Genomic DNA, 25,361 nt, shown 5'->3' on the forward strand with positions numbered 1-25,361 from the left:
GGGGCCTACTTGGCGCTGTCGCGGGCGAGGGCGACGAGGCGGGAGACGGCGCGCAGGTACTTCTTGCGGTAGCCGCCGCGGAGCATGTCCTCGGGGAAGACCTGGTCGAAGGGGATGCCGGAGGCGGTGACGGGGAGCTCGCGGTCGTACATGCGGTCGGCCAGGACGACCAGGCGCAGGGCGGTGGACTGGTCGTCCACCTGGCGCACGCCGCGCAGGCAGACGGCGGTGACGTCGTCCAGCAGGGCGCCGTAGCGGCTGGGGTGGACGGCGGAGAGGTGGGCGAGCAGGGCGTCGAAGTCGTCCAGGGAGGCGCCGGGGGTGCGGGCGGCGGCGGCTTCGACGGCCTCGTCGGTGTACGGCGGCGGGGCGTCGGGCAGGCCGCGGTGGCGGTAGTCCTGGCCGTCGATCCGCAGCGGGCGGAAGTGCGCGGACAGGCCCTGGATCTCGCGCAGGAAGTCGGCGGCGGCGAAGCGGCCCTCGCCGAGCTTCTCCGGCAGGGTGTTGGAGGTGGCGCACAGCTTGACGCCGGCGTCGACCAGGCGGCCGAGCAGGGTGGAGACCAGCACGGTGTCGCCCGGGTCGTCCAGCTCGAACTCGTCGATGCAGAGCAGCTTGTGCCCGGAGAGGGTCTGGACGGCCTGCTGGAAGCCGAGCGCGCCGACCAGGTTGGTCAGCTCGACGAAGGTGCCGAAGGCCTTGGGGCCGGGGGCGGAGTGCCAGAGCGAGGCGAGCAGGTGGGTCTTGCCGACGCCGTAGCCGCCGTCGAGGTAGACCCCGGCGGGGCCGGCGGGCGCGGGGGCGGAGCGGCGGAACCAGCCGCGCTTGGGCGCGGAACCGTTTCCTCCCGCGAGGGTGCCGGCGAACTGCTCCAGGACCTGGACGGCCTCGTACTGGCTCGGCTGGCTCTGGTCCGGGATGTACGACCCGAAGCTCACGCCGGCGAACCGGGGCGGCGGGACCATCTCGGCGACCAGCCGCTCGGCGGGGACGACGGGGCGGCGGTCGGTGAGCGCGATCGGGAAGCCGTCGGCGGCTATGGACTCGGTCGCGGTGTCGGGGCGGGAGGCTGCGGGCACGGTAGTAGAGGGTACGCCTGCTCCCCGCCGCCTCCGAACCGCCTCCGGACCGACCTCCCGGCCGCCTCCGGAGGGGCCCGCGGACGGCCCACGGTGGAACACTGAGGGCATGCAACAGTTGATCAGCCCGTTGGGTGAGCCGGTCGCCGATCCGGCCGCGCTGGAGTCGCTCGCCGCCGTGTACGCGTACCCCGAACAGGTGAATCGGGGCCTCCCCTGGCTGCGCGCCAACATGGTGGCCGGGCTGGACGGCGGGGCGAGGCTCGACGGCCTGTCCGAGGGGCTCTCCGGCGACGCCGACAAGCGGATCTTCGGGGTGCTGCGGGCGCTGTCCGACGTGGTGCTGGTGGGCGCGGAGACGGTCCGCGCCGAGGGCTACCGGCCGGCCCGGGCCCGCAAGGAGTTCGCGGCGGCCCGGGCCGCGGCGGGGCAGGCGCCGGCCCCGGCGATCGCGATCGTGACCCGCTCGCTGCAGCTGGACCTGACCGCACCGCTGTTCACGGAACCCCTGGTCAGAACGGTGGTGATCACCACCGAGGACGCCCCCGAGGAACGCCGCCGGGCGGTCGCCGAGGTCGCCGACCTGGTGCTCGCCGGCACCGGCTCGGTGGACCTGCGGGCGGGCGTGGCGGCGCTGGCCGAGCGCGGCTGGACCCGGCTGCTGACCGAAGGCGGCCCCCGCCTGCTGGGGCAGCTCGCGGCGGCGGACCTGCTGGACGAGCTGTGCCTGTCGCTCGCTCCGCTGCTCACCGGCGGCGACGCGCCGCGCATCCTCCACCGTGCGGAAATGCCTGACGTGCAGCGGATGCGGCTGGTCTCATTGATCGAGCAGAAAGGATTCCTTTTCACCCGTTACCTGCGTCACCTGGGTTCGGAATGACCCCGTGACCCCCCGCTCGTGATCCCGTTATGCGATGCCGGGGCCCGGGGGCCGGCCACTGGAAGGGACTCACGTGTTCAAGACGGTACTGATGATCGAAAAGGCTCTCTCCGACGCGGACGTGGAGCTCGTCACCACGCTCCACAGCGACGAGAAGGTCTCCTTCGTCGTCCTGATGCAGCCGCGCGGCAAGCAGGACGAACTGCTGCGGGCGCTCGACGACGTCGCCCTCGGCCACCTCGACAAGGTGGTGCACGAGCACGACGAGTCCGAGAACGCCCCGACCCTGGCCACCGAGTCGCTGGAGCACAGCCTGCGCCACCTGCGCTCGGCCGGGGCCGAAGCGGTGGGCGAGCTGGTCGAGGAGAAGCCGCTGGAGCGGCTGCGCGCGGTGGTCGACGAGCACCAGGCCGACGAGGTGGTGGTGCTCACCTCACCGCACTTCGTGGAGGAGTTCTTCCACCGCGACTGGGCCTCCCAGGCCCGGCACAAGGTGGGGGTCCCGGTGCTGCGGCTGTTCGCCAGCGACTCCTAGGGCCCCGGCTCCGCGCGCCGGTGGTGCAGAATCGTCCTTGCGGTCCGCCCGCGAGGACGGTTCCGGCGTCTGCGACGTTGCCGACGTCGGTGACCCAGGTGACGTCGACGCGCACCGAACCGTCCGCCCGACCTGTCTGCCCCCGCCCGTACGGAGCCACGCCTTGAACGACGCCGCGCACGACCTGCACGCCCCGCACTTCATCGGCATCGGCGGCGCCGGGATGTCCGGCCTGGCGAAGATCCTCGCAGTGCGCGGTGCCAGCGTCTCCGGCAGCGACTCCAAGGAGTCCGAGACCGTCCTCGCGCTGCGCGCCCTCGGCGCCACCGTGCACGTCGGCCACGCCGCCGAGCACGTGCCGGACGGCACCAGCAGCGTGGTCGTCTCCAGCGCGATCCGCAGCGACAACCCGGAGCTGGCCGCCGCCCGCGAGCGCGGCATCCCGGTGGTGCACCGCTCCGACGCGCTGGCCGCGCTGATGGGCGGCCGCCGCGCGCTCGCGGTGGCCGGCACCCACGGCAAGACCACCACCACCAGCATGCTCGCCGTCGCCCTCGGCGAGCTGGGCCTGGACCCGTCCTACGCGATCGGCGGCGACCTCGACACCCCCGGCTCCAACGCCCACCACGGCACCGGCGAGATCTTCGTCGCCGAGGCCGACGAGAGCGACCGCAGCTTCCACAAGTACGCGCCCGAGGTGGCGATCGTGCTCAACGTGGAGCTGGACCACCACGCCAACTACGCCTCGATCGACGAGATCTACGAGTCCTTCGAGACCTTCGTCGGCCGGATCGTCCCCGGCGGCACCCTGGTGGTCTCCGCCGACCACGACGGCGCCCGCGAGCTGACCTCCCGGGTGGCCGGCCGCGAGGGCCTGAACGTGGTGACGGTCGGCTCCGCCGAGGACGCCGACGTGCGGGTGCTCTCGGTCGTCGCCCGCGGCATGACCAGCGAGGTCACCGTCGTCCTGGACGGCTCCGAGCTGACCTTCACCGTCTCGGTGCCCGGCCGCCACTACGCCCACAACGCCGTCGCCGCGCTGGCCGCCGGCGTCGCGCTGGGCGTCCCGGCCGCCGACCTGGCCAAGGCGCTCGGCGCCTACACCGGCGTGCGCCGCCGCCTGCAGCTCAAGGGCGAGGCCGCCGGCGTCCAGGTGATCGACTCCTACGCCCACCACCCGACCGAGATGACCGCCGACCTGGAGGCGATCCGCGAGGGCCTGGACGGCGCGGGCCGGGTGCTGGTGGTCTTCCAGCCGCACCTGTTCAGCCGCACCCAGCAGCTCGCCGAGGAGATGGGCCAGGCCCTGGCGCTGGCCGACGCCTCGGTGGTGCTGGACATCTACCCCGCCCGCGAGGACCCGATCCCGGGCGTGACCAGCGAGCTGATCATCGACGCCGCCCGCCGGGCCGGCGCCGAGGTCACCGCCGAGCACTCCTTCGCCGCCGCCCCCGCCCTGCTGGCCGGCCTCGCCCGCCCGGGCGACCTGCTGCTCACCATGGGTGCCGGGGACGTCACCAACCTCGGACCCGAAATTCTTGAGCACCTCGCGAACGTTGCCTCCAACGTCTGACGTACCCCGACCGGGAGCCGTGATGAGCTACGAGATCGAGAAGTCCGAGGCCGAGTGGCGCGAGCAGCTCACCCCGCAGGAGTACCACGTGCTCCGCGAGGCGGGCACCGAGCGCCCGTTCACCGGTGAGTACACCGACACCAAGACCGTCGGGGTGTACGGCTGCCGGGCCTGCGGGGCCGAACTGTTCAGCTCCGAGACCAAGTTCGACAGCCACTGCGGCTGGCCGTCGTACTACGCGCCGCTGGCGGAGGACCGGGTCCAGTACATCGAGGACACCTCGCTCGGCATGCGCCGGGTCGAGGTGCGGTGCGCGCGGTGCGGCGGGCACCTGGGGCACGTCTTCGAGGGCGAGGGCTACGGCACGCCGACCGACCAGCGCTACTGCATCAACAGCATCTCGCTGACGCTCAGGCCGGCCGAGTAGTACCGGTCGCACCCGCACCGAGGCCCGGACTCCGCGGACGGAGTCCGGGCCTTCGCGCTGTCCGCTCGGCTGTCCGGCTCGGCTGTCCGGCTCGGTCACCCGCCTCGGCTACCCGGCAACCGGGTCGAAGCGGACCGGGAGGTGCACCAGGGCGCGGTGGAACGGGCCCGGCCGCCAGAGCAACTCCTCGGCGGGGGTGGACAGTTCGAGGTCGCTGAGGCGGCTGCCGAGCTGCTCGATCGCGGTGATCGCGATCAGCAGGGCCGGGTCGCGGGCCGGGCAGGCGTGCGGGCCGGCCGCCCAGGCCAGGTGGGCGCTCTCGCCACTGCGCAGCTCGCCGTCGCCGGTGGGCGGCGCGGCCTGCGAGTTGGCGGCCGCGTAGGAGACCAGCAGGAGGGTGCCGGCCTTGATCTCGCGGCCGTGGAAGGTGATGTCGTAGCGCGGGTAGTGGGCGGAGAGGTTGGCCAGCGGCGGCTCGTGCCACAGCACCTCGTCGATCGCCTGGTGGGCGGTCATCGCGCCGCCGAACAGCGAGCCGGCGTAGCGGGCGTCGGTGAGCAGGCGCAGCAGGGCGTTGCCGATCAGGTTGGTGGTCGGCTCGTGCCCGGCGATCATGGTCAGGCTGATCTGCCGGATCGCCTCGTCGTCGTCCAGCCCGACCGGGTGGGTGACGAACCAGGAGGCGAGGTCGTGCCGGGGGCGCTTGCGGCGCTCGGCGACCATGGCGGTGACCACCGCGAGGAGCTTCCCGTACGCGGCGCCCGCCTGCGCGCCGGACTCGATCAGCCCGGTGATCGCGGCGACCACATCCTCGTGCTGCTCCTCGGGCACCCCGAACCAGGTGGTGAGCACGGAGGCGGGCAGTCGGCGGGCGTACTCGGCGATCAGGTCGGCGCGGCCGACGGCGGCGAAGCGGTCGATCAGCCGGTGGGCGGTCTCGGCGACCTGGCGCTGCAGCCGGTGCGGCTCGAACAGGGCGAGGGCGTCGATGATCACGGCGCGGTAGCGCGCGTGCGTCTCGCCGTCGCTGAACAGGGCGGTCGGGCGGTAGCCGAGCATCGGCAGCAGCGGGGAGTCCGGCGGGACGGTCCGCTGCCAGGCGCGGGAGTCCTTGGAGAAGGTGTCGGTGTCGCGCAACAGGTCCAGCGCGGCCTGGTAGTCGGTGACCAGCAGGGCCTCGACGCCCGGCGCGATCTCCACCGGGGCGACCGGACCGTGCCGGCGCAGCCGCTCGTAGACCAGCTGGGGGTCGGCGGCGAAGACCGGGCCGTGGATCGGGGTCGGGCGGGTCTCGACGGTCATGGGCGCTCCTGGATGGCGGTGGAGGCGGCGGGCAGGGCGTCGAGGACGTGCTCGGCCAGCGCGATCAGCGCGTCCAGGCTGGCCTCCCGCTCACGGGCGTCGCAGAGCAGCAGGGGGGTGGCAGGGTGCAGGTCCAGGTGGGCGCGGAGCACCTCGACCGGGTGGACCGGCGCGTCCGGGAAGCAGTTGACGGCGACGGCGTACGGCAGGCCCTGCTCCTCGACCATGTCCATGATCTCGAAGGAGTCGGCCAGTCGCCGGGTGTCGGCGAGCACCAGGGCGCCGAGGGCGCCGCGGGCGATGTCCTGCCAGAGCGGGAAGAACCGGCGCTGGCCGGGGGTGCCGAACATGTAGAGCACGACGTTGCCGGGCAGGGTGAGCCGGCCGAAGTCCACGGCGACGGTGGTGGTGGTCTTCTCGGGCAGGCCCGCCAGGTCGTCCACCGGCCGTCCGGTCTCGGTCATCGCCTCCTCGGTGTGCAGGGTGGCGATCTCGGAGAGGGTGCGGATGAGCGTGGTCTTGCCGACCCCGAACGGGCCGGCGACCACCAGTTTCATCAGCGTCTGGTCCCGGTCGGGCAGGTAGCCCACCCGGTCACCGGAGCGCACGGAGTCCAACGAGGAGCCTCTCGACGATGGAGCGGTCGGTCTGCTGGGCGCGCGGGATCGGCGCGCGGGCGCGCAGGCAGCCCGCCTCGACCAGGTCGGCCGCGAGGAAGACGGTGGCGCTGACCGGCAGGCGCAGGTGCGCGGCGGCCTCCACCACGGTCAGCGCGCCGGGGCACAGCAGGTCCCAGAGCCGGCGGTGTTCGGGTTCGAGCCCGGTCGGCGGTTCGGCACGGTCGGCGAACAGGACGGTCAGCCGCTCGAAGCCCTCGCTGCCGGGGCGGCTGCGGCCGCCGGTGGCCAGGTAGGCGGGCACCATCCGCCTGCGGGGTGCGGCGGTCATGACCGGACGGTGTCGTCCTGCCGCCGGGACGGGCTCGCGAGCGCGCGGCCCAGGGCGGCGACCTGTACCTGCATCTGGTAGGACACGTTGCCGAGTTGGGCGTCCGGGGCGGTGAACACGGCGAGCGAGGTGTTCTCCCCGGCGGGGACGACGATGGCGTAGCCGAGGTCCGACTCCACCACGGTCTGGGCGAGCCGCGGCCGCTCGGTGTCGGTGAACGCGGTGGTGAAGGCGCGGGCGGCGGCGTGCACGGTGGCGGTCATCGCGGCGACCCGCTCGGCGGAGGCCCGCCCCAGGCCGTCCGAGGCGCCCTCGACCAGGCCGTCCCCGGTGGCGATGACCGCGTGCAGCACCCCCGGCAGCTCCAGCAGCGGGGTCAGCACCCACGAGATCTCGTCGGTGGCGGTCGGGCTGGGCGAGCTGCTCACTGCTCTGCTCCTTCTAAGGACGTCGGAAGGGTCGTCGGGCCGGTGCTGCGGTCGGCGGTGGTGTCGCCGGCGGTGCTCTTGCTGCCCTCGCGGGCGGGGTCCTCGCGAGCCGGGTCCTCGCGTACGGGGTCCTCGCGTACGGCGCTCTCGCGGGCGGCCTGCGCCACGGCGGCCCGGCCGGAGCCGGTGCCCTGCTGCAGCGCCTGCCAGCGGGCGGCGGCCCGCTCGGGCGTCCGGTCGGAGGCCGGGTCGGAGGCCCGGTCGGAAGCGGCGGCGGTCGCGGGCGCGCCCGGGTCCTCGGCGGCCAGCGGACGGCGGCGGCGCCGGGTGGGCAGTCCGGTGCCGTCCTCCACCGGGGAGCCGGCGGCCCCCGCCGCCTCCGCGGAGGCCAGGGGGTCCACCGTCGGGGCGCCCGCCGTCGCGCCGTCCGCGCCCGGGTCGGGCACCACGTGGATGGCCGGTGCCGGGTGCGGGCCCGGCTGGTGGTGGCGGTCGGCGAGCTGCGGCCCGCCCTGCTCGTCGGCGTCGCGCATCGGCGGGACGGCGGCGACGGTGGGCGCGGGGGCGGGTCCGGAGCCGGCCCGCAGCGGCAGCGGGGTGAGCACCGACAGCGGCTGTTCGTCGTCGACGACGGTCACCAGTCCGGCCGGGATCCGCAGGATGGTCCGCATGCCGCCGTACGGCGAGGGCTCGATGTGGCAGGCGAAGCCGTACTGGCGGGCCAGCTTGCCGATCACCGCGAAGCCGGTCTTGGGCGGGTTGCCGAGTTCGGTGAGCAGCAGGTCCGGCGGCCCGGCGAGCAGTCGGCGGGCGCGGCGCAGCTGGTCCTCGTCCATGCCGATGCCGCTGTCGTCGATGATCACCAGCGCGCCGCGGCCGGTCTGCTGGACGGTGACCGGGACGTCGGTCTCCGGGTGGGAGTAGGCGGTGGCGTTGGCGAGCAGTTCGGCGATGGTGACGGCGATCGGCTCGGCGGCCCGGGCGACCACCGCGAGCCGGTGCTCCCGCAGGTGGTTGGCAACCCTGATCCGGGCGTAGCCGGGCACCCGGGAGAGCGCGCCGACGACCACCTCGGCGAGCGGTGAGTCGGTGCGGGCCAGGCCCGGCCAGGCCTCGCAGAGCACGGCGACGGTCTGGATCCGGCGCAGCGCGACCTCGTTGCGGAAGTCGACCTCCAGCAGCCGGGGGTCGTCGTTGTCGTGCTGGAGCTGCTGGACCAGGCTCTGGATCTGGTAGAGCAGGGTCTGGATCCGGGAGGTGGCGCCGCGCATGGCGGCACGGGCGGCGGCGTCCACCCGTTCGCGTTCCTCGGCGAGGGCGGTGGCGGCGGCGTCCAGCACGGACTGCAGTGCCCGGACGGCTTCGGGGCCGACGGCCTGCGGGTCCAGCGGGCCGACCAGCGGGGCGTTGGCGTGGGTGAGCCGTACGGCGGTGGCGGCGACCCGCTCCCGGGCGAGGTGGCCGATCTCGGCGAGCAGCGCGGCGGCGTGCGCGTCGGCGGCGGCGAGGCGGCGATCGGCCTCATCGGCGCGGGTGGTCGCGACGGCGCCCTGCCGGTCGGCCTCCCGGGCGGCCTCCTGGGCCTCGCGGGTCGCGTCGTGCGCCTCGCGGGCGGCATCCTCGGCGGCGCGGGCGTGGCCCTCGGCCCGCCGGGCCTCGTCGGCGGCGCGCCGGGCGGTCTCCTGCGCCTCGCGCAGCTGCTGCTCGGCACGGGCGAGGCGGCCTTCGGCGACGCGGGCGCGCTCCTCGCCCCGGGTGAGCGCGGTCTCGGCGGCCGCCGCCCGGGCGACGGCCCCGGCCCGGCCGCGGGCGAGCACGGCCGCGGCCACGGCGGCGACCAGCGCCAGGGCGATCAGCGCGATCTGCGTCATCGGAGTCCTCGGGGTCCTCGGAGTGCGTGCGGGTCGGGCGAGCCGGGTCGGGCCGGGCGGATCAGGTCGGGCCGCGCTCCCGGGCGGGGGCGCGGGGTCCGTACGGGCGTCAGCCCTGGGCGGTGCGCGGGCCCGGGATCCGGGCGGCGTCCTCGGCCAGCTCCCGGGCGACCAGCGCGACCTGGCCCATGGCGTCCAGCGCGCCCGGCGCCGCCGAGCCGTCCAGGTGCCGGTACTCGGCCGCGACGGTGAGCACCAGCCGCTCGGGCAGGCCGAGTTCGGGGTGGCGCTGCTCGGCGATCACCCGCCGGGCGGCGTCCAGCGCGGGTATCCCGGCGGCGTGCAGGGTGTGGGCGCGCTCGCGGACGTAGGCGAGGTAGGCGATGTGCTCCCGGACGCCGTCGCGGTCGAGCACCGGGCCGTGACCGGGGACGAAGATCTCCGCTCCGGTGGCCAGGGCCTGCTCGCAGGCGCCGATGATGTTCTCCAACGGGCCGGCCCAGTGCGAGGGGTGGTCGCCGGGCTGCTCGGGCGTCGAGGAGAAGATGATGTCGCCGGTGAACACCGCGCGCTGGTGCGGGAGGTGGACCATCAGGTCGCCGCCGGTGTGGGCGGCGGGCAGGCTGGTGATCCGCACGGGGTGGCGTCCGACCCGCAGCTCAAGCTCGCCGGTGAAGACGGTGTCCGGGTGCACCGGCTCGGTGGTGGACCAGTCGAACCGCCCGAAGTGCTCCTTGAGGTAGCCGCCGAGCAGGGAGTCCGGGTCGCTGCCGGTGACGAGGGCGTGCTGCTGCTGGGGGGTGGGCTCCCAGTGGATGTGGTCCAGCGCCTCGCGGGTGGCGATCACCTCGGCGTCCGGGAGCACCCCCGCGCCCCACAGGTGGTCTCCGTTGGCGTGGGTGACGACCACTCGGTCGATCTCGACTCCGGTCGGCAGAAGCCGACGGCTCGCGGCGAGGAACTCCCCGGCCATCGAGGGGTCGTAGGGTGTGTCGATCCAGAGCGCGGTGGTCTCGGAGGCCAGCAGGCCGCAGTTGGCCAGGCCCCAGCCCCGCTTCGGGGGGAGCCACACGTACAGGTCCTCGGCAATCGCGCTCACGTTCGCACGGTTGATCGTCATGTGCGCGATTATGCCCATGATGGGTCGTGGGCGGGGTAAAACCTTTACGAACACCGGGAGTTCATGCCCCGGTCTCTCCCGGGCTGTCCGGATTCGCCCCGGATGGTCGAGACCAATTGTCTCATTGCTCGGGACGACTCGCGGACACCTCGCGCACCTCGCCCGCCCCGCCCGCCTCGCGCACCTCGCCCGCCCCGCCTCGCGGGCCCGACGGGACGCCGGACCGCGAGGCGGGGCAGGGCGCGGAGCACCGGGACCACCGCGCCGAGCGTCACGTCAGGCGCTTGATCCCCTTGCGCTCCCCGGCACAGCGCTCGTACCCGAGCCACGCGTTGATCGCCAGCATCGGCGCGTTGGTCTCGTCGTTGGAGGTGTACGCGTGCCGGAAGCCCGCCCCGGCCGCCCGGCGCAGCGACTCCAGCTTGGCCAGCTTGGTCAGCCCGCGCCCGCGGAAGTCCCGGCGGCAGGCGGTGAACGCGGACCAATAGCGGTCCACCCCGTCGGTCTGCGCCATGGTGAACGCGACCGGCTCACCGTCCACCACGGCGACGAGGCTCAGCCCCAGGTCCAGGTCCGGTCGGGCCCAGTCGCCCCGCAGCCACTCCTCGTACTCCAGGGCGTCCATCGGCACCTCGCCGGGCTCGTCCCGGATGGCGTCCGCCTCGACCAGGAACAGCGGGCGCGGGTCGTCCGCCCAGTCGGAGGCCGGGCGCAGCTCGACGCCGGCGGGCCGTACGGGCGCCTGCGGCAGCGGCAGCGCCAGGTCCCGGGCGCCGAACTGCGCCGCCCGCCCGAGCTCGTAGCCCCGGGCGGTGCCGAAGGCCAGCGCGGCGGGCTCGTCGTCCAGCCAGGTGTGCAGGTCCGTCACCCCGTGCTCGGCGAGGTGCCGTTCGGCCGCGGCGAGCAGCGCGGTGGCCGCGCCGCGCCGGCGGAACTCGGGCAGCACACTGCCGTTGGCGTAGCCGACGCCCGTGGTCGTCGAGCCGAGCACCAGCGCGCAGCGCACCGCGCCGACCACCCGGCCCTCGTACTCGGCGACGAAGGTGCGGAAGTGCCCGTCGGGGTTCGGCTGGCCGTTCAGCCAGAGCAGGGCCTCGGCGGACATCACCAGGTGCTCGCGCCCGGCCCGGTGGGCGGCCGCCACCGCATCGGCGTCGTCGGAGCGGAATTCACGAATGGTCAAAGAAGTCATGGGTTCCCACGCTAGCCGCACCGGCCCCGCTCCGCCTCCGGTTATTCCCGCTGACAGGGCACCCCACCTGCGGTGATGGCCGCGACGGGAGGCTAGAGTCCGTCATCGACAGGACGGCAAGCTCAAATAATGCTCTGAGAAGACCGGGTGAGGCTTGGCAGCCACCCCGCCCGGGGACATCCTCAGCATCACGGCCGCGTGGTCCTGGCGACGACGCCCGCACCACCCGACGGCCCTTCCCACCCCAGCCCTCCGAAGGGGGCGAACCGATGACTTCCCCTGCCCTGGACCTGCCCGCACGGGCCACCGGCGGCCCCACCGGCTCCACCAACCCCACCGGCTCCACCAGCCCCACCCGCCTGGGCGTCGGCCTCGGCTGGCGCAGCGAGATCGACACCGTGGTCGAACGCCAACCCGGCCTGGACTGGGTCGAGGTGGTCGCCGAGAACGTCTGCACCGGCCACCTGCCCGACTCCCTGACGGTGCTGCGCGAACGCGGCGTCACCGTCGTCCCGCACGGCGTCGGCCTCGGCCTCGGCGGCGCCGACCTGCCCGACCCCGACCGCCTCGCCAGGCTCGCCGACACCGCGCTCGCGCTCGGATCCCCGCTGGTCACTGAGCACCTGGCCTTCGTCCGGGCCGGCGGCCTGGAGGCCGGGCACCTGCTGCCCGTCCCCCGCACCCGGGACTCGCTGCGGGTGATCGCCGAGAACATCCGGATCGCCCAGGACCAGCTTCCGGTGCCGCTCGCCGTGGAGAACGTCGCCGCCCAACTCGCGTGGCCGGATGACGAGTTCACCGAGGGAGAGTTCCTCGCCGAGCTGGTCGGGCGCACCGGCGTCCGGCTGCTGATCGACGTCGCCAACCTGCACACCAACCGGGTCAACCTCGGCGTCGACCCGGCCGCCGAACTCGACCGCCTGCCGCTGGAGGCGCTCGCCTACGTCCACGTCGCGGGCGGCACCCTGGTCGACGGGACCTGGCACGACACGCACGCCCACCCCGTCACCGAACCGGTGCTGGAGGTGCTGGCCGAGCTCTGCGCGCGGGTCGCACCGCCCGGCGTCCTGCTGGAGCGGGACGCCGACTTCCCGCCGCCCAGCGAGCTGGCCGGTGAACTGGACGCCATCCGCCGGGTGCTGGAGGGGAGCACCCGGCGATGAGCGACCCGACCGCGGTCCACGACCGCACCGGCGACCGGGACACCACCGCCGCCCGGGAGCGCCTGGCCCGCCGCCAGGAGGAGCTGCTGGCCGCCCTGGTGGCCGGCGGGCCCGTCCCGCCCGGCTTCGACCCGGCCCAGGTCCGCGCCCAGTCCACCGGCCTCGCCGCCAAGCGGCGCGACACCACCGCCAAGGTGGCCCCGGAGCTGCCCCGCCTGCTCGGGGAGCGGTACGGGCAGCTGTTCCTCGGCTACGCCCGCACCCACCCGCAGACCGGCGGCTACCGCGCCGACGCCCGGGCCTTCGGCAAGTGGGTGCTCACCGACGGCGGCCCACTCGCCGCCGACGACCGCCGGGCCCTGGAGCAGTGGCTCCACCCGGCCCCCGTACGGCCGCCCGGCCCGCTCGCACGCCTGCGCCGAGCGCTGTACGGCTAGCGGCGCGTCCTGCGGATCCTCGCCGGGCCCGCGAGACACGCCCAACGACCCGACTCATCGTCATTCTGGGGGGAATCGCCCATGTGGCAGAACAGCTACTTCGTCACTCCGGCCGTCCTGCTGGCCGCGGCCGCCCTGTACGCCGCCCAAACCCGCCAGCGGATCGGCCACGTCCCGCGCCCCCAGGGCCTGAGCGGGCGCGGTCTGCCGCTGCTCGACACCGCGTTCCTGTCCGGCGGGCCGGGCCGGGTGTTCGACACCGCGCTCGTCCGGATGCACCTGGGCGAGCAGGTCGTGATCAGCCGCTCCGGCCTGGTCACGCTCACCGGCGGCACGCCGTACGACGCCGTCGACCAGGCGATCCAGGACGCCGTCGGTCCCACCGGCAGCCGCGAGATCGCCCCGCTGCGCCGGATGGTGATGCGCTCCGCCGCCGTCCAGGAGATCGGCGACCGGCTCGCCGACCGCGGTCTGATGCGCCGCCCCGAGCGGATGCGACGGGCCCGCACCGCGCGCCGGCTGCTCTGGCTCGCCATGCTCGTCGTCGTGGCCTTCACCATCGCCGCCGAGCTGATCGACAGCGCCCACGGCCCCGACCGTCCCAACCTGTGGATCCCCGCCGTCCTGCTGATGGCGGGCGCCGTCACCCTGCTCGTCACGAAGCCGGTCAGGGGCCGGATCACCCCGGCCGGAACGCGCCAGCTGTCCCTGATGGGCGGCTCGCCGTGGACGCCCCACTCGGGGTTCTCGCCCGCGCTGGCGGGCGGCGCGCTGCTGGGCGCGCTCGCCCTCGGCGGGCTCGCCGCCGCCGGGCTGGACAACCCGGAGCTGGAGGCCACGATGCTGGCGGCGGAGGCCGAGGAGGAGGCGATGCGGCAGGCCGCCGCGAGCTCGTCCTCGTTCCTCTCGTCGTCCTCGAACTCCTCGTCCTCCTCCGGCTCGTCGAGCTCCTGCGGCAGCACCGCCGCTTGGTGCGGCTCCTCCGACTCCGGGTCCTCCGGCAGCAGCGGCTGCGGCTCGTCCAGCTGCGGATCCTCCTCCAGCAGCTGCGGCTCCGGCTCCAGCAGCTGCGGGTCCTCCTCGTCCAGCTGTGGCTCGTCGTCCTCCTCCAGCTGCGGCTCCAGCTGCGGTGGCGGCGGCTGTGGCGGCTCCTGACGTCACAGTTCGGTATCGCGGACCGGGAACACGTTCCCCGCGCCGACGGGCCAGGCATACAACAAGGCCATGTGGTTGCTCTTCCTGATACCGGCCTGTGTCGCGGCGGTGCTCTCCTGCCTCCGGCTGGTCCGGATGACCGCCACCGCCGACGCCCTGGCCGACCAGGGCGGACCGCGCCCGCCGGAGGCCGTCGGCATCGGGCTCTACGAGACCGCCTACCTGGCCGGCGGCCCGGACCGGGTGGTCGAACTGGCCCTCGTCCTGATGGCCGGCCGGGGCCGGCTGCACCTCGCGCACACCGGCTGGACCACCGTGGTCGACCCCAAGGGCCGCAGCCGTCTGGAGCGGGCGGTCATCGCCACCGTCGGCCCGGAGGGGCAGTGCCGTACCGACGAGCTGCGCCGGGCGATGGCCGAGCACCCGACCGTGCTGGAGATCGGCGCCCGGCTCGCGCTGGCCGGCCTGGCCACCCCGGCCCTGGTGCAGCGCAACACCGTGGTGGTGGTCCGGCACGTACGGCACGCGCTGCTGCTGTCCCTGCTCCTGCTGGCCGCCTCGCTCGCCCTCAGCGGCTTCACCGGTGGTGACACCCTCGCCCCGCTGGCCTGGTTCTCGCTGCCGCTGGTGCTCACCTCCGGCACCCTGCTGATGGCCCGGGTCGACGTCTACCCCTACACCCGCTGGGCCTCCCCGATCGGCCAGGAGGTGCTGCGCGAGGTCCGCCCGGCCCGCCAGCGCGGCCTCGTCGACGACGAGGAGCGCGAACTGCTCACCGCCGTCGCCATGAACGGCCCGGCCGTCCTCCCCGACGCCCGCCTGCGCGCCGCCCTGCGCCCGCACCGCACCTGACCGGAACCGGCCGCACCCGTTGCGAACGCGCGGAGGCCGGCTCCCCCGGCGTACGGGGGAACCGGCCTCCTGCGGGAACCGCGGTCGCTCGGACCGGACCGTCGAGTCGCTCAGACCAGGCCGTTGAGCAGCTCGCGGACCGGCTTGCGGCGCCCGGTGAAGAACGGCACCTCCTCGCGGACGTGCAGCCGGGCCCGGGAGGGGCGCAGGTCGCGCATCAGGTCGACGATCCGGTGCAGCTCGTCCGCCTCGAAGGCGAGCAGCCACTCGTAGTCGCCGAGCGCGAACGAGGCCACCGTGTTGGCCCGCACGTCCGGGTAGCCGCGCGCCATCATGCCGTGCTCGGCGAGCATCGCGCGCCGCTCCTCGTCCGGCAGCAGGTACCACTCGTAGGAGCGCACAAACGGGTACACGCAGACGTAGTCGCGCGCGCGCTCGTCGGCGAGGAACGCCGGGATGTGCGACTTGTTGAACTCGGCCGGGCGGTGCAGCGCCATGTTCGACCAGACCGGCTCCAGCTCGCGGCCCAGCGCGGTGCGGCGGAAGCGGTTGTACGCCTCCTGCAGGTCGTCCGAGTCGCCGGCGTGCCACCAGACCAGGATGTCGGCGTCCGCGCGCAGACCGGAGACGTCGTACGTGCCGCGCACCGTCACGTCCTTCGCGGCCAGCTGCTCGAACAGCTCGTCCACCTCGGCGGCCAGCGCGGTGCGGTCCTCGGGCAGGGCGCCCTTGAGCTTGAACACCGACCACATGGTGTAGCGGATGACCTGGTTCAGGTCGCGCGCCTTCTTCTTCTCGGGCTGCTGCTCCCGCTCAACGCTCTCAGTCATGCGCCCATTGTCCTCTCCGTGGAACCTTCCCCGGTCGCCGGGGTCAACAGTCTGTCGACGGCGGCCGCCGCGACGGCCGCCGAACCGATGCACGCCGGAATCCCCACCCCGTCGTACGCGGCGCCGCACAGCGCCAGCGCGCCCACCCGCTCGGCCGCCGCCCGGACCCGGGCCACCTTCTCCGGGTGGCCCACCGGGTACTGCGGCAGACCGGCCGCGAAGCGCGAAACGAAGGTGTCGTACGGCCGGGCGGTCAGCCCGATCGCCTCCTCCAGGTCCGCCAGCGAGCGGGCCACCAGCTCCTCGTCCGGCAGGCCCAGCGCTTCCTCCTCGCGGTGCCGGCCCAGCGAGGTCCGCAGCAGGAACGCGTCCGGCGCGGAACGCTCCAGCCAGCCCCACTTGTTGGAGGAGAAGGTGGACGCCTTGATCCACCGACCGTCCACCGGCGGCACCAGGAACCCGCTGCCGCTCGGAAGTTCGGCCAGGTCGGACCGCCGGAACGCCAGCGTCACCAGCGCCATGCCCGCGTACTCGACGGTGTCCAGCTCGGCGGCGGCCGCAGGGGCGTCCTCGCGCAGCAGACGGGCCGCGGCCGGGGCCGGGACGGCCAGCACCACGGCGTCCGCGTGCAGCACCTCGCCGCCGGTCACCACCCGCCAGCCATCGGGCGTGCGGCGCAGCTCGTCCACCGGGGCGTCCGTGCGCAGGTCCACCCCCGCCTTGCCGCAGGCCGCGGCGACCGCCTCCGGCAGGGTGCCGATGCCGCCGCGCAGACCGTTGAACACCGGGCTGCCGACCACCTTCGGCCGGGAGGCCAGCTCGTGCACCCCCTCGACCAGCGAACCGCCGCCGCGCGCGATCGCCAGCAGCTGCGGCACCGCGGCGCGCAGCGAGATCTCGTCGGCGCGCCCGGCGTAGACGCCGCCGAGCAGCGGCTCGACCAGCCGGTCCACCACTTCCCGGCCCAGCCGGGCGGCGACGTAGCGCCCGATCGCGACGTCCTCGCCCACCTCGGTGGGCTCCTCGTGCCGGGCCCGCTCCAGCCCCTCGGCGGTGAGCACTCCCGAGGCCGCCAGCGCCTCCAGATCGCCCGGCACCCCCATCACCTGCCCGCCCGGCAGCGGCCGCAGCGCGCCGCGGGTCCAGATCGCCGCCTTCGCGGTGGTCGGCGGCTCCAGTTCCTCCCCCAGCCCGACCGCCCGCGCCAGCTCCACCGCCTCCGGCCGCCGGGCCAGCACCGACTCGGCCCCGAGGTCCACCCGGACCCCGCCGACCTCCCCGCCCCACAGCTTCCCGCCGACCCGCCCCGAAGCCTCCAGCACCGTCACCCGCGCCCGCGCCGGCCCCCCGGCCGCTCCGCTCAGGAAGGCGGCCGCAGCCAGCCCCGCGATCCCACCACCGACGACGACGACCTGTGCATCCGACATGCTCCGCAGTCTCGCAGGTCTTTACACCGACGCCTCAATCCGCTGCACGCGCCAGGTCGATCGTGGGATCGAGGTCGCCGCCGGGTAGCGGGCCCCCGGTTCCGGAGGCCCGCCGCCGCGGCAGGCCTCAGCGCGCGCTGGCCTCGTGGACGTAGGCGACGAGGCGGCTGAGCGCGTCCGGGTCCATGGACGGCAGCACGCCGTGGCCGAGGTTGAAGATGTGGCCGCTGGTGCCGAGCGCCCGGGCGGCGTCCAGCACCTCGCGGGCCTTGGCCTCCACGACCCCGGTGGGCGCGAACAGCACCGCCGGGTCGAGGTTGCCCTGCAGGCCCTTGCCGGGGCCGACCCGCTCGGCGGCGACGTCCAGCGGCACCCGCCAGTCGACGCCGACGATGTCCGCGCCGGCCTCGCCCATCAGGCCGAGCAGTTCGCCGGTGCCGACGCCGAAGTGGATCTTCGGCACGCCGTACCCGGCGACGGCGTCGAAGACCTTGGTGCTGGCCGGCATCACCGAGCGGCGGTAGTCCTGCGGCGCGAGCGAGCCGACCCAGGAGTCGAACAGCTGGATCGCCGAGGCACCGGCCTCGATCTGCACCTTGAGGAAGGCCGAGGTGATGTCCGCGAGCCGGTCCACCAGGGCGGCCCACAGCTCGGGCTGCCCGTACATCATGGCCTTGGTGTTCTCGTGGTTCTTGGACGGACCGCCCTCGACCAGGTAGCTGGCCAGCGTGTACGGCGCGCCGGCGAAGCCGATCAGCGGGGTCCCGCCGAGCTCGTCCACCAGCAGGCCGACGGCCTCGGTGATGTAGGGGACGTCGTCCGGCTCGAGCGGGCGCAGCCGCTGGAGGTCCTCGAAGGTGCGGATCGGGTCGGCGATGACCGGCCCGATGCCGGGCTTGATGTCGACGTCGATGCCGACCGCCTTGAGCGGCACCACGATGTCGCTGAAGAAGATCGCCGCGTCCACCTTGTGCCGTCGCACCGGCTGCAGCGTGATCTCCTTGACCAGCTCGGGCCGCATGCACGACTCGAGCATGGGGATGCCCTCGCGGACCTTCAGGTACTCGGGCAGCGAGCGGCCGGCCTGGCGCATGAACCACACGGGCGTGTGCGGCACCGGCTCGTGCCGGCAGGCGCGCAGGAACGCGGAGTCGTGCGCGGCGCCGCGGCGCGCGGGGGTGGTCCGGCCGTCGTTGACGGCCGCCGTCGTGTCTGCCGTTGTCTCGCTCACGCGTCAAATCTTCGCACGCGTCCCGGGGGCCTCTCCCCAGCCGGTCTCGTCGGTTCCTCCAAGATCTGCCCGGGTTTGCCGTTCCGGCACGCCGCTGGGAGAGAAGTTGCGGCGATAACCCGGGTCTTCGACCTAGTCTTCGGGGCATGGCAGCGGTCGGAGGGCACCCCGCGCAGGGTGGCGGAGCAGGTGGCGGAACGGGTCGCGAGGGGGCGCCGAGCGAGTTCCGGGCTGCCGTGGCGGCCCTGGACGGGGCCCGGCTGCGGCCCGAGGTGCAGCTCTCCCCCGCACCGGCGCCGCGCCGGCTCGCCCCGTACTCCTTCGCGGTGACCGCCGCGGTCGAGGTGGACGGCGAGGAGCTGGCGGACGGCCGGCTGGTGCTGCTGTACGACCCGGCCGGGCAGGAGGCCTGGAACGGGGAGTTCCGGGTGGTCACGATGACCCGGGCCGAGCTGGAGCCGGAGATGGCCGGCGACCCGATGCTCTGCGAGGTCGGCTGGGCCTGGCTGCTGGACGCGCTGCAGGCGCACGGCGCCGGGTACGCGGAGCCCTCCGGCACGGTGACCAGGTGCGCGTCCCAGTACTTCGGCGGTCTGGCGGACCGCCCGACGTCGACCGAGATCGAGATCCGGGCCTCCTGGACGCCGGCCGACGGCCGGTTCGAGCGGCACCTGGCGGCCTGGGGGGACCTGCTCTGCATCAGCGCCGGCCTGCCGCCCGCCTCCCCGGCGCCGCAGGGCCCCGCCGAGGTGCCGTCACTCGGTGGAGTGGTCCCGATGCCCGCCCGGCGACGCCCCCGGTCGCACTGACGGGTGGTGTCCGGACCCGACGGCACCGGACGGCCGGACGCCACCCCCAGGACTGACGGAGTGTGACTTCGGATCCGCTCTGTGTCAATTAACCGGTCGACACCGACCGATCTGCATCGAATCTGATCGATTTTGTGCGAATACCAGGCATGTCGCATCAATCATTTGCGCGATTTGTCCGTATTGTTACTCACTAGATCGTGATCTTTCGCTAAAGCCGGGCACGGTTGCTGCCGAAGCAGACTGTGACCCTTTCCGAACGCGGAACACTCCGACCGCCCCCATCGGGGTTCCGTCCGCCACTCCCCGCAGGAGGCCTGGTGTCGGTCCTTCTTGAGCACCCCGCAAACGTGGTCGCCTACCGCCCGACCAAGCCCACCGCCATGGTGGTCATCGCCGATCCCCGCGTCCGAAACACCGTCACCCGTCACCTCTGGGCGCTCGGCGTCCGGGACGTGATCGAGGTGTCCTCGATCGCCGAGGCCCGCCCCCGGGTCTCCACCCCGCGCGACATCTGCGTCGCCGACGTGCACCTGCCGGACGGCTCCGGGCTGACCATCCTCGCCGAGACCCGCGCCGCGGGCTGGCCCAACGGCCTGGCGCTGTCCGCCGCCGACGACATCGGCGCGGTCCGCAGCGCGCTGGCCGGCGGCGTCAAGGGCTACGTCGTCACCGGCACCCGGACGAACGTCGCGATGCCCGGCCGCCCGGGCCTGCCGCTCGGCGCCGCCGGACTGGCCGGCCGGATGCGCCGCCCCGGGATGCCGGGCATGCCGGGCGCCACCGGTGCCCCGGGCGCTCCCGGAGCCCCCGGAGCGCCGGGCCCGCAGCAGGCCGCCTACCGCGAGCTGTCCGGTCGCGAGGTCGAGGTGCTGCGACTGGTCGCCGAGGGGCAGTCGAACAAGGCGATCGGCGTGGCGATGGGCCTGTCGGCGCTCACCGTGAAGAGCCACCTCGCCCGGATCGCCCGGAAGCTGGGCACCGGCGACCGCGCCGGGATGGTCGCCGTCGCACTGCGCACCGGGATCATCCACTGAGCCGACCGCTCCGTACCGCCGCGGCGGCCGAGGAGGAACGTTTCCTCCTCGGCCGCCGCACCGTTCGCCGGGTCCGGCCGCAGTCGGACAACACTCCCGGTCGCGAGGACCGTCGTACCCTTGGTGGGTGACCGACGCCGTAGCAGCCATCCCAGAAGAAGCAGCCCCGGTCCCGCTCCTCGAGCCGAAGGAGGGGATCCCGCCCGTCGTGGCGGACGAGCAGGCGCTGGCCGCCACGATCGCCGCCTTCGCCGCGGGCACCGGACCTGTCGCCGTCGACGCCGAGCGCGCCTCCGGCTACCGCTACGGGCAGCGCGCCTACCTCATCCAGCTGCGCCGCGCGGGTTCCGGCTCCGCCCTGATCGACCCGATCGCCTGCCCCGACCTCAGCGCGCTCGGCGCTGCCATCGAGGACGCCGAATGGGTGGTGCACGCGGCCACCCAGGACCTTCCCTGCCTGGCCGAGGTGGGCATGAGACCCCGGCGCCTCTTCGACACCGAGCTGGCCGGGCGGATCGCCGGCTTCGCCCGGGTCGGCCTCGGACCGATGACCGAGAACGTGCTCGGCCTGAGCCTGGCCAAGGAGCACTCGGCGGTCGACTGGTCCACCCGCCCGCTGCCCGAGCCGTGGCTGCGCTACGCCGCTCTGGACGTCGAGGTGCTGGTCGAGCTGCGCGACGCACTCGAACAGGAGCTGGACGCCCAGGGCAAGCTCGGCTGGGCCATGGAGGAGTTCGCCGCGATCGCCGCCGCGCCCCGACCGGCCCCGCGCACCGACCCGTGGCGGCGCACCTCGCAGCTGCACAAGGTCCGCCGGCGCCGTCAGCTGGCCGTGGTGCGCGAGCTGTGGCTGGCCCGCGACCGGATGGCGCAGGAACGGGACGTCTCCCCCGGACGGGTGCTCTCGGATGCCGCGATCGTCAACGCCGCGCTGGCCATGCCGTTGAACATCGCCTCGCTGCAGGCCGTCCAGGGCTTCGGGCCGCGGGTGCACCGGCGTCAGCTGGAGCAGTGGCTGGCTGCCGTTCAGCGCGGCCGGGAGGTCCCGGAGGGGCAGCTGCCGCCGGCGGCCGCGCCGCACGACGGACCGCCTCCGCCGCGGGCCTGGGCCGAGAAGGACCCGGTGGCCGCCGCCCGGCTCTCCGGCGCGCGCACCGCGGTCAGCGAGCTGGCGGAGCGGCACAACCTGCCCGCCGAGAACCTGATCACCCCGGACCTGGTCCGGCGGGTCTCCTGGGAGCCGCCGGCCGACCGTGGTGCGGAGGGCGTGGCCGCCGCGCTGCGCCGGCTCGGCGCCCGGCAGTGGCAGGTGGACCTGGTGGCGCCCGCGGTGGCCGCCGCGTTCGCCGCAGCCGCGGCCACGGCCACCACCACGGCCCAGGGCTGACCCCGGCAGAGCCTCGGAAGGGGATGTCGTCCGTACGGGCGACGTCCCCTTCGTCGTATTCGGAGCAGCTCTCCTGGTCGGACGTGTCGCGGGACACACCGCCGTAACCGACCGAGGGGCCTGGGCAGGTTGGTTACCGACCGGTAGCATGGCGGTGATGCGGCGCCGCTCGGGTCTTCGACGGCGGCAGCCTGCCCACCTCAAATGTTGGTCCCTGGGAGGAGAGCCCCCGTGCCTCGTACCGCGAGGGACGTCGTCTTCGTCGATGGCGTCCGCACCCCGTTCGGCAAGGCCGGCCCGAAGGGCATCTACCACGAGACGCGCGCCGACGACCTCGTCGTCAAGTGCATCCGGGAGCTCGTGCGCCGTAACCCGAACCTGCCCGTCGAGCGCATCGACGAGGTCGCCATCGCGGCCACCACGCAGATCGGCGACCAGGGTCTGACCATCGGGCGCACCGCCGCCCTGCTGTCCGGCCTGCCGAAGTCCGTGCCCGGCTACGCGATCGACCGCATGTGCGCCGGCGCGCTGACCGCCGTGACCACCACCGCCGGCGGCATCGCCTTCGGCGCGTACGACGTGGTCGTGGCCGGTGGCGTCGAGCACATGGGCCGCCACCCGATGGGCGAGGGCGTCGACCCGAACCCGCGCTTCGTCTCCGAGAAGCTCGTCGACGAGTCCGCCCTGTTCATGGGCATGACCGCGGAGAACCTGCACGACCGGTTCCCGCACATCACCAAGGAGCGCTGCGACGCCTACGCCGTGCGCTCGCAGGAGAAGGCCGCCAAGGCTTACGCCAACGGCGACATCCAGCCCGACCTGGTGCCGATCTCGATCCGCAACACCAACCCCGAGGCCGGCGAGACCGGCTGGGGCCTGGCCACCACGGACGAGCCGATGCGCCCGGGCACCACGATGGAGTCGCTGGCCGGTCTGAAGACCCCGTTCCGCCCGCACGGCAACATCACCGCGGGCAACTCGGCCGGTCTGAACGACGGTGCCACCGCCTCGCTGCTGGCCGCCGAGGACGTCGCCGAGGAGCTCGGCCTCCCGGTCAAGATGCGCCTGGTCTCGTACGCCTTCGCGGGCGTCGAGCCCGAGGTCATGGGCATCGGCCCGGTGCCGGCCACCGAGAAGGCGCTGGCCAAGGCCGGTCTGACCATCGACGACATCCAGGCCTTCGAGGTCAACGAGGCCTTCGCCGTCCAGGTGCTGGCCTTCCTGGACCACTACGGCATCGCGGACGACGACGAGCGGGTCAACCCGTTCGGCGGTGCGATCGCCTTCGGCCACCCGCTGGCCTCCTCCGGCGTGCGCCTGATGAACCAGCTGGCCCGCCGCTTCGAGCAGCGCCCTGACGTCCGCTACGGCCTCACCACGATGTGCATCGGCTTCGGCATGGGTGCGACCGTCATCTGGGAGAACCCGCACTTCGAGGGTGGTAAGTGACCATGACGAACACCACCGAGCTGCTCCAGCACGGCGCCGAGCTGTTCCCGGGCGAGGTCGTCACGACCGCCCACGTGCGCCACCTGGACCTGCCGCTGCAGGCCGGCAAGCTGGCCCTGATCACCCTGGACAACGGCTTCGACCACACCAAGCCGACCACCTTCGGCCCGGGCTCGCTGCTCAAGCTGAACGAGGCGCTGGACCAGGTCGAGGCCGAGGCGGCCGAGGGCAAGATCGTCGCCGCGGCGATCACCGGCAAGCCGTTCATCTTCGCCGTCGGCGCCGACCTCAAGGGCGTCGAGCTGCTCAAGGAGCACGCCGACGCGCTGGCCATCGGCAAGGGCGGCCACGAGGTCTTCAAGCGGATCGGCGCGCTGTCCGTCCCCACCTTCGCCTTCTACAACGGCGCGGCGATGGGCGGCGGCGTCGAGGTCGGCCTGCACTGCGACTACCGCACCGTGTCGGCGGGCGTCCCGGCCTTCTCGCTGCCCGAGGTCTTCCTCGGCCTCGTCCCCGGCTGGGGCGGCTGCACCATCCTGCCGAACCTGATCGGTGCCGGTAAGGCCGTCAAGGTCATCATCGAGAACTCGATGAACCAGAACAAGCAGCTCAAGGGCAAGGACGTGTTCGAGCTGGGGATCGCCGACGCGATCTTCGAGCCGGCCGACTTCCTGGAGCAGTCGCTGCTCTGGGCCGCCAAGGTCCTCAAGGGCGACGTCACCGTCGAGCGCGAGGCCATCGACCGCGGCAAGGCGTGGGACGACGCCGTGCTGTGGGGCCGCATGGTCGCCGACGCCAAGGTGCACGGCGCCGCCCCGGCCGCCTACAAGGCGCTGGACATCATCGCCGCCGTCAAGGACGCCGACTTCGCCGACAAGGCCAGCCTGCAGGCCGGCTTCGACGCCGAGGACGCGGCCCTGGCCGACCTCATCATGAGCGGCGAGCTGCGCAGCGGCATCTACGCCTTCAACCTGGTGCAGCGCCGGGCCAAGCGCCCGGTCGGCGCCCCGGACAAGTCGCTGGCCCGCCCGGTCTCCAAGGTCGGCGTCGTCGGCGCCGGTCTGATGGCCTCGCAGCTGGCCCTGCTGTTCGCCCGCCGTCTGGAGGTGCCGGTGGTCCTCACCGACATCGACCAGGAGCGCGTCGACAAGGGCGTCGGCTACGTCCACGCCGAGATCGACAAGCTGCTCTCCAAGGGCCGCATCGGCAACGACAAGGCCAACCGCCTCAAGGGCCTGGTCTCCGGCTCGCTCGACAAGGCCGCCGCCTTCGGCGACGCGGACTTCGTCATCGAGGCCGTGTTCGAGGAGATGGGCGTCAAGCAGACCGTCTTCGCAGACCTGGAGAACGTGGTCTCGCCGACCTGTGTGCTGGCGACCAACACCTCCTCGCTGTCGGTCACCGAGATGGCCTCGAAGCTGAAGCACCCCGAGCGGGTCGTCGGCTTCCACTTCTTCAACCCGGTCGCGATCCTGCCGCTGCTGGAGATCGTCCGCGGCGACAAGACCGACGACGCCTCGCTGGCCACCGCCTTCGCCGTGTCGAAGAAGCTGAAGAAGACCTCGGTGCTGTGCAAGGACGCCCCGGCGTTCGTGGTGAACCGGATCCTGACCCGCTTCATGGGCGAGATCCAGAACATCATCGACGAGGGCACCCCGATCGCCGACGTCGAGAAGGCCGTCGAGCCGCTCGGCCTGCCGATGTCCCCGATCGTGCTGCTCGAGCTGGTCGGCCCGGCCATCGCGCTGCACGTCTCGGAGACCCTGCAGGGCGCCTTCCCGGAGCGGTTCACCGTCTCCAAGAACCTCGCCAAGGTGGTCAAGGCCGGCAAGCGCGGCTTCTACACCTGGACGGACGGCCAGCAGGTCCTCGACCCCGAGGTGCTGGAGCTGCTGACCTTCGGCGACTCGGTGCTCACCGAGGAGCAGGTCCGCGCCCGCGCCCTGGAGGCCGTGGCCCAGGAGATCGGCCTGATGCTGGAGGAGGGTGTCGTCGCCGAGGCGCAGGACATCGACCTCTGCATGATCACCGGCGCCGGCTGGCCCTTCCACCTGGGCGGGATCACCCCGTACCTGGACCGTGAGGGCATCTCGGAGCGCGTGAACGGCAAGCCGTTCCTCGCCCCCGGCGTGGCCTCGGTGCCCGCGTAAGGCGTAGCCCGTGGACGGAGGAGCCCCGGTGACCTGGTGGTCACCGGGGCTCCTCCGTGTGTACGGGCGTTTCGGGGCT

The 25,361-nt window shown here is 73.7% G+C and carries 22 protein-coding genes and 1 pseudogene; 12 read left to right on the forward strand and 11 right to left on the reverse strand.

The features are described from left to right. Window positions 1-5 precede the first annotated feature (5 nt). Window positions 6-1,079 carry a cell division protein ZapE gene (zapE, locus tag ACZ3TI_RS09765; protein ID WP_465725237.1) on the reverse strand — a complete coding sequence of 358 codons (1,074 nt, stop codon included), beginning with the start codon at window positions 1,077-1,079 and terminating at the stop codon, window positions 6-8. Window positions 1,080-1,188: 109 nt separating this feature from the next. Between zapE and ACZ3TI_RS09770 the strand changes: the two genes are divergently transcribed. The 4 genes from ACZ3TI_RS09770 (at window position 1,189) to msrB (ending at window position 4,494) form a co-directional block, all read left to right on the forward strand. Next, window positions 1,189-1,959, forward strand: coding sequence for a pyrimidine reductase family protein (locus tag ACZ3TI_RS09770; protein WP_465725239.1), 771 nt, complete (start codon window positions 1,189-1,191; stop codon window positions 1,957-1,959). A gap of 73 nt (window positions 1,960-2,032) precedes the next feature. Beyond that, entirely contained in the window at window positions 2,033-2,494 is a 462-nt protein-coding gene (locus ACZ3TI_RS09775) for an indole-3-glycerol phosphate synthase (RefSeq protein WP_465725241.1), read from the forward strand. Between the two features lie 184 nt (window positions 2,495-2,678). After that, the gene (murC, locus tag ACZ3TI_RS09780) at window positions 2,679-4,067 is read left to right on the forward strand and encodes a UDP-N-acetylmuramate--L-alanine ligase (RefSeq protein WP_465725483.1); all 1,389 of its coding nucleotides are present in this window, start codon (window positions 2,679-2,681) and stop codon (window positions 4,065-4,067) included. Between the two features lie 22 nt (window positions 4,068-4,089). Further along, entirely contained in the window at window positions 4,090-4,494 is a 405-nt protein-coding gene (gene msrB, locus ACZ3TI_RS09785) for a peptide-methionine (R)-S-oxide reductase MsrB (RefSeq protein WP_465725243.1), read from the forward strand. Between the two features lie 108 nt (window positions 4,495-4,602). On the opposite strand, the gene ACZ3TI_RS09790 is transcribed toward msrB, so the two are convergent. The 7 genes from ACZ3TI_RS09790 to ACZ3TI_RS09820 all read right to left on the reverse strand — a co-directional run bounded on the left by ACZ3TI_RS09790 (window position 4,603) and on the right by ACZ3TI_RS09820 (window position 11,355). Then, entirely contained in the window at window positions 4,603-5,796 is a 1,194-nt protein-coding gene (locus ACZ3TI_RS09790) for a cytochrome P450 (protein WP_465725245.1), read from the reverse strand. Beyond that, window positions 5,793-6,413, reverse strand: a complete 621-nt coding sequence (locus tag ACZ3TI_RS09795) for a GTP-binding protein (protein ID WP_465725247.1) — start codon at window positions 6,411-6,413, stop codon at window positions 5,793-5,795. The genes ACZ3TI_RS09790 and ACZ3TI_RS09795 overlap by 4 nt, the downstream gene beginning before the upstream one ends. Next, the gene (locus tag ACZ3TI_RS09800; protein ID WP_465725249.1) at window positions 6,391-6,744 is read right to left on the reverse strand and encodes a DUF742 domain-containing protein; all 354 of its coding nucleotides are present in this window, start codon (window positions 6,742-6,744) and stop codon (window positions 6,391-6,393) included. The genes ACZ3TI_RS09795 and ACZ3TI_RS09800 overlap by 23 nt, the downstream gene beginning before the upstream one ends. After that, window positions 6,741-7,172 carry a roadblock/LC7 domain-containing protein gene (locus tag ACZ3TI_RS09805; RefSeq protein ID WP_465725251.1) on the reverse strand — a complete coding sequence of 144 codons (432 nt, stop codon included), beginning with the start codon at window positions 7,170-7,172 and terminating at the stop codon, window positions 6,741-6,743. The genes ACZ3TI_RS09800 and ACZ3TI_RS09805 overlap by 4 nt, the downstream gene beginning before the upstream one ends. Next, entirely contained in the window at window positions 7,169-9,043 is a 1,875-nt protein-coding gene (locus ACZ3TI_RS09810) for an ATP-binding protein (RefSeq protein WP_465725253.1), read from the reverse strand. Before ACZ3TI_RS09810 ends, ACZ3TI_RS09805 begins: the two co-directional genes overlap by 4 nt. 109 nt (window positions 9,044-9,152) lie before the next feature. Beyond that, entirely contained in the window at window positions 9,153-10,163 is a 1,011-nt protein-coding gene (locus tag ACZ3TI_RS09815; RefSeq protein ID WP_465725255.1) for an MBL fold metallo-hydrolase, read from the reverse strand. Between the two features lie 271 nt (window positions 10,164-10,434). Then, the gene (locus tag ACZ3TI_RS09820) at window positions 10,435-11,355 is read right to left on the reverse strand and encodes a GNAT family N-acetyltransferase (RefSeq protein ID WP_465725257.1); all 921 of its coding nucleotides are present in this window, start codon (window positions 11,353-11,355) and stop codon (window positions 10,435-10,437) included. Between the two features lie 359 nt (window positions 11,356-11,714). On the opposite strand from ACZ3TI_RS09820, the pseudogene ACZ3TI_RS09825 reads away from it, so the two are divergent. From ACZ3TI_RS09825 to ACZ3TI_RS09835, 3 genes and pseudogenes are all read left to right on the forward strand, one after another. Continuing rightward, window positions 11,715-12,955, forward strand: a pseudogene (locus tag ACZ3TI_RS09825) (MbnB/TglH/ChrH family RiPP precursor modification enzyme). A gap of 81 nt (window positions 12,956-13,036) precedes the next feature. Beyond that, complete coding sequence (locus ACZ3TI_RS09830; protein WP_465725259.1) at window positions 13,037-14,110, forward strand: TIGR04222 domain-containing membrane protein; 1,074 nt, start codon at window positions 13,037-13,039, stop codon at window positions 14,108-14,110. A gap of 69 nt (window positions 14,111-14,179) precedes the next feature. Next, a complete protein-coding gene (locus ACZ3TI_RS09835) occupies window positions 14,180-14,962 on the forward strand; it encodes a TIGR04222 domain-containing membrane protein (RefSeq protein ID WP_465725260.1) in 783 nt (260 codons plus the stop codon). A 110-nt stretch (window positions 14,963-15,072) separates the two neighbouring features. Here ACZ3TI_RS09835 and hemQ read toward each other — a convergent pair whose 3' ends face one another. The 3 genes from hemQ to hemE all read right to left on the reverse strand — a co-directional run bounded on the left by hemQ (window position 15,073) and on the right by hemE (window position 18,360). Next, window positions 15,073-15,792 carry a hydrogen peroxide-dependent heme synthase gene (hemQ, locus tag ACZ3TI_RS09840; protein WP_465725262.1) on the reverse strand — a complete coding sequence of 240 codons (720 nt, stop codon included), beginning with the start codon at window positions 15,790-15,792 and terminating at the stop codon, window positions 15,073-15,075. Next, the gene (gene hemG, locus ACZ3TI_RS09845; protein ID WP_465725263.1) at window positions 15,789-17,219 is read right to left on the reverse strand and encodes a protoporphyrinogen oxidase; all 1,431 of its coding nucleotides are present in this window, start codon (window positions 17,217-17,219) and stop codon (window positions 15,789-15,791) included. The genes hemQ and hemG overlap by 4 nt, the downstream gene beginning before the upstream one ends. A gap of 127 nt (window positions 17,220-17,346) precedes the next feature. Next, window positions 17,347-18,360, reverse strand: a complete 1,014-nt coding sequence (gene hemE / locus ACZ3TI_RS09850; protein ID WP_465725485.1) for a uroporphyrinogen decarboxylase — start codon at window positions 18,358-18,360, stop codon at window positions 17,347-17,349. A 236-nt stretch (window positions 18,361-18,596) separates the two neighbouring features. Here hemE and ACZ3TI_RS09855 point away from each other — a divergent pair, with 236 nt between their 5' ends. The 5 genes from ACZ3TI_RS09855 to ACZ3TI_RS09875 all read left to right on the forward strand — a co-directional run bounded on the left by ACZ3TI_RS09855 (window position 18,597) and on the right by ACZ3TI_RS09875 (window position 25,282). Continuing rightward, a complete protein-coding gene (locus ACZ3TI_RS09855) occupies window positions 18,597-19,259 on the forward strand; it encodes a DUF3000 domain-containing protein (RefSeq protein WP_465725265.1) in 663 nt (220 codons plus the stop codon). A 320-nt stretch (window positions 19,260-19,579) separates the two neighbouring features. Beyond that, window positions 19,580-20,296 carry a LuxR C-terminal-related transcriptional regulator gene (locus ACZ3TI_RS09860; protein ID WP_188303604.1) on the forward strand — a complete coding sequence of 239 codons (717 nt, stop codon included), beginning with the start codon at window positions 19,580-19,582 and terminating at the stop codon, window positions 20,294-20,296. Between the two features lie 127 nt (window positions 20,297-20,423). Beyond that, window positions 20,424-21,683, forward strand: coding sequence for an HRDC domain-containing protein (locus tag ACZ3TI_RS09865; protein WP_465725267.1), 1,260 nt, complete (start codon window positions 20,424-20,426; stop codon window positions 21,681-21,683). A gap of 231 nt (window positions 21,684-21,914) precedes the next feature. Then, window positions 21,915-23,132, forward strand: a complete 1,218-nt coding sequence (locus tag ACZ3TI_RS09870; protein WP_465725269.1) for a thiolase family protein — start codon at window positions 21,915-21,917, stop codon at window positions 23,130-23,132. A 2-nt stretch (window positions 23,133-23,134) separates the two neighbouring features. After that, entirely contained in the window at window positions 23,135-25,282 is a 2,148-nt protein-coding gene (locus ACZ3TI_RS09875; protein ID WP_465725271.1) for a 3-hydroxyacyl-CoA dehydrogenase NAD-binding domain-containing protein, read from the forward strand. The last annotated feature ends 79 nt before the right edge of the window (window positions 25,283-25,361 follow it).

Source organism: Kitasatospora sp. NPDC023120 (assembly GCF_055560835.1).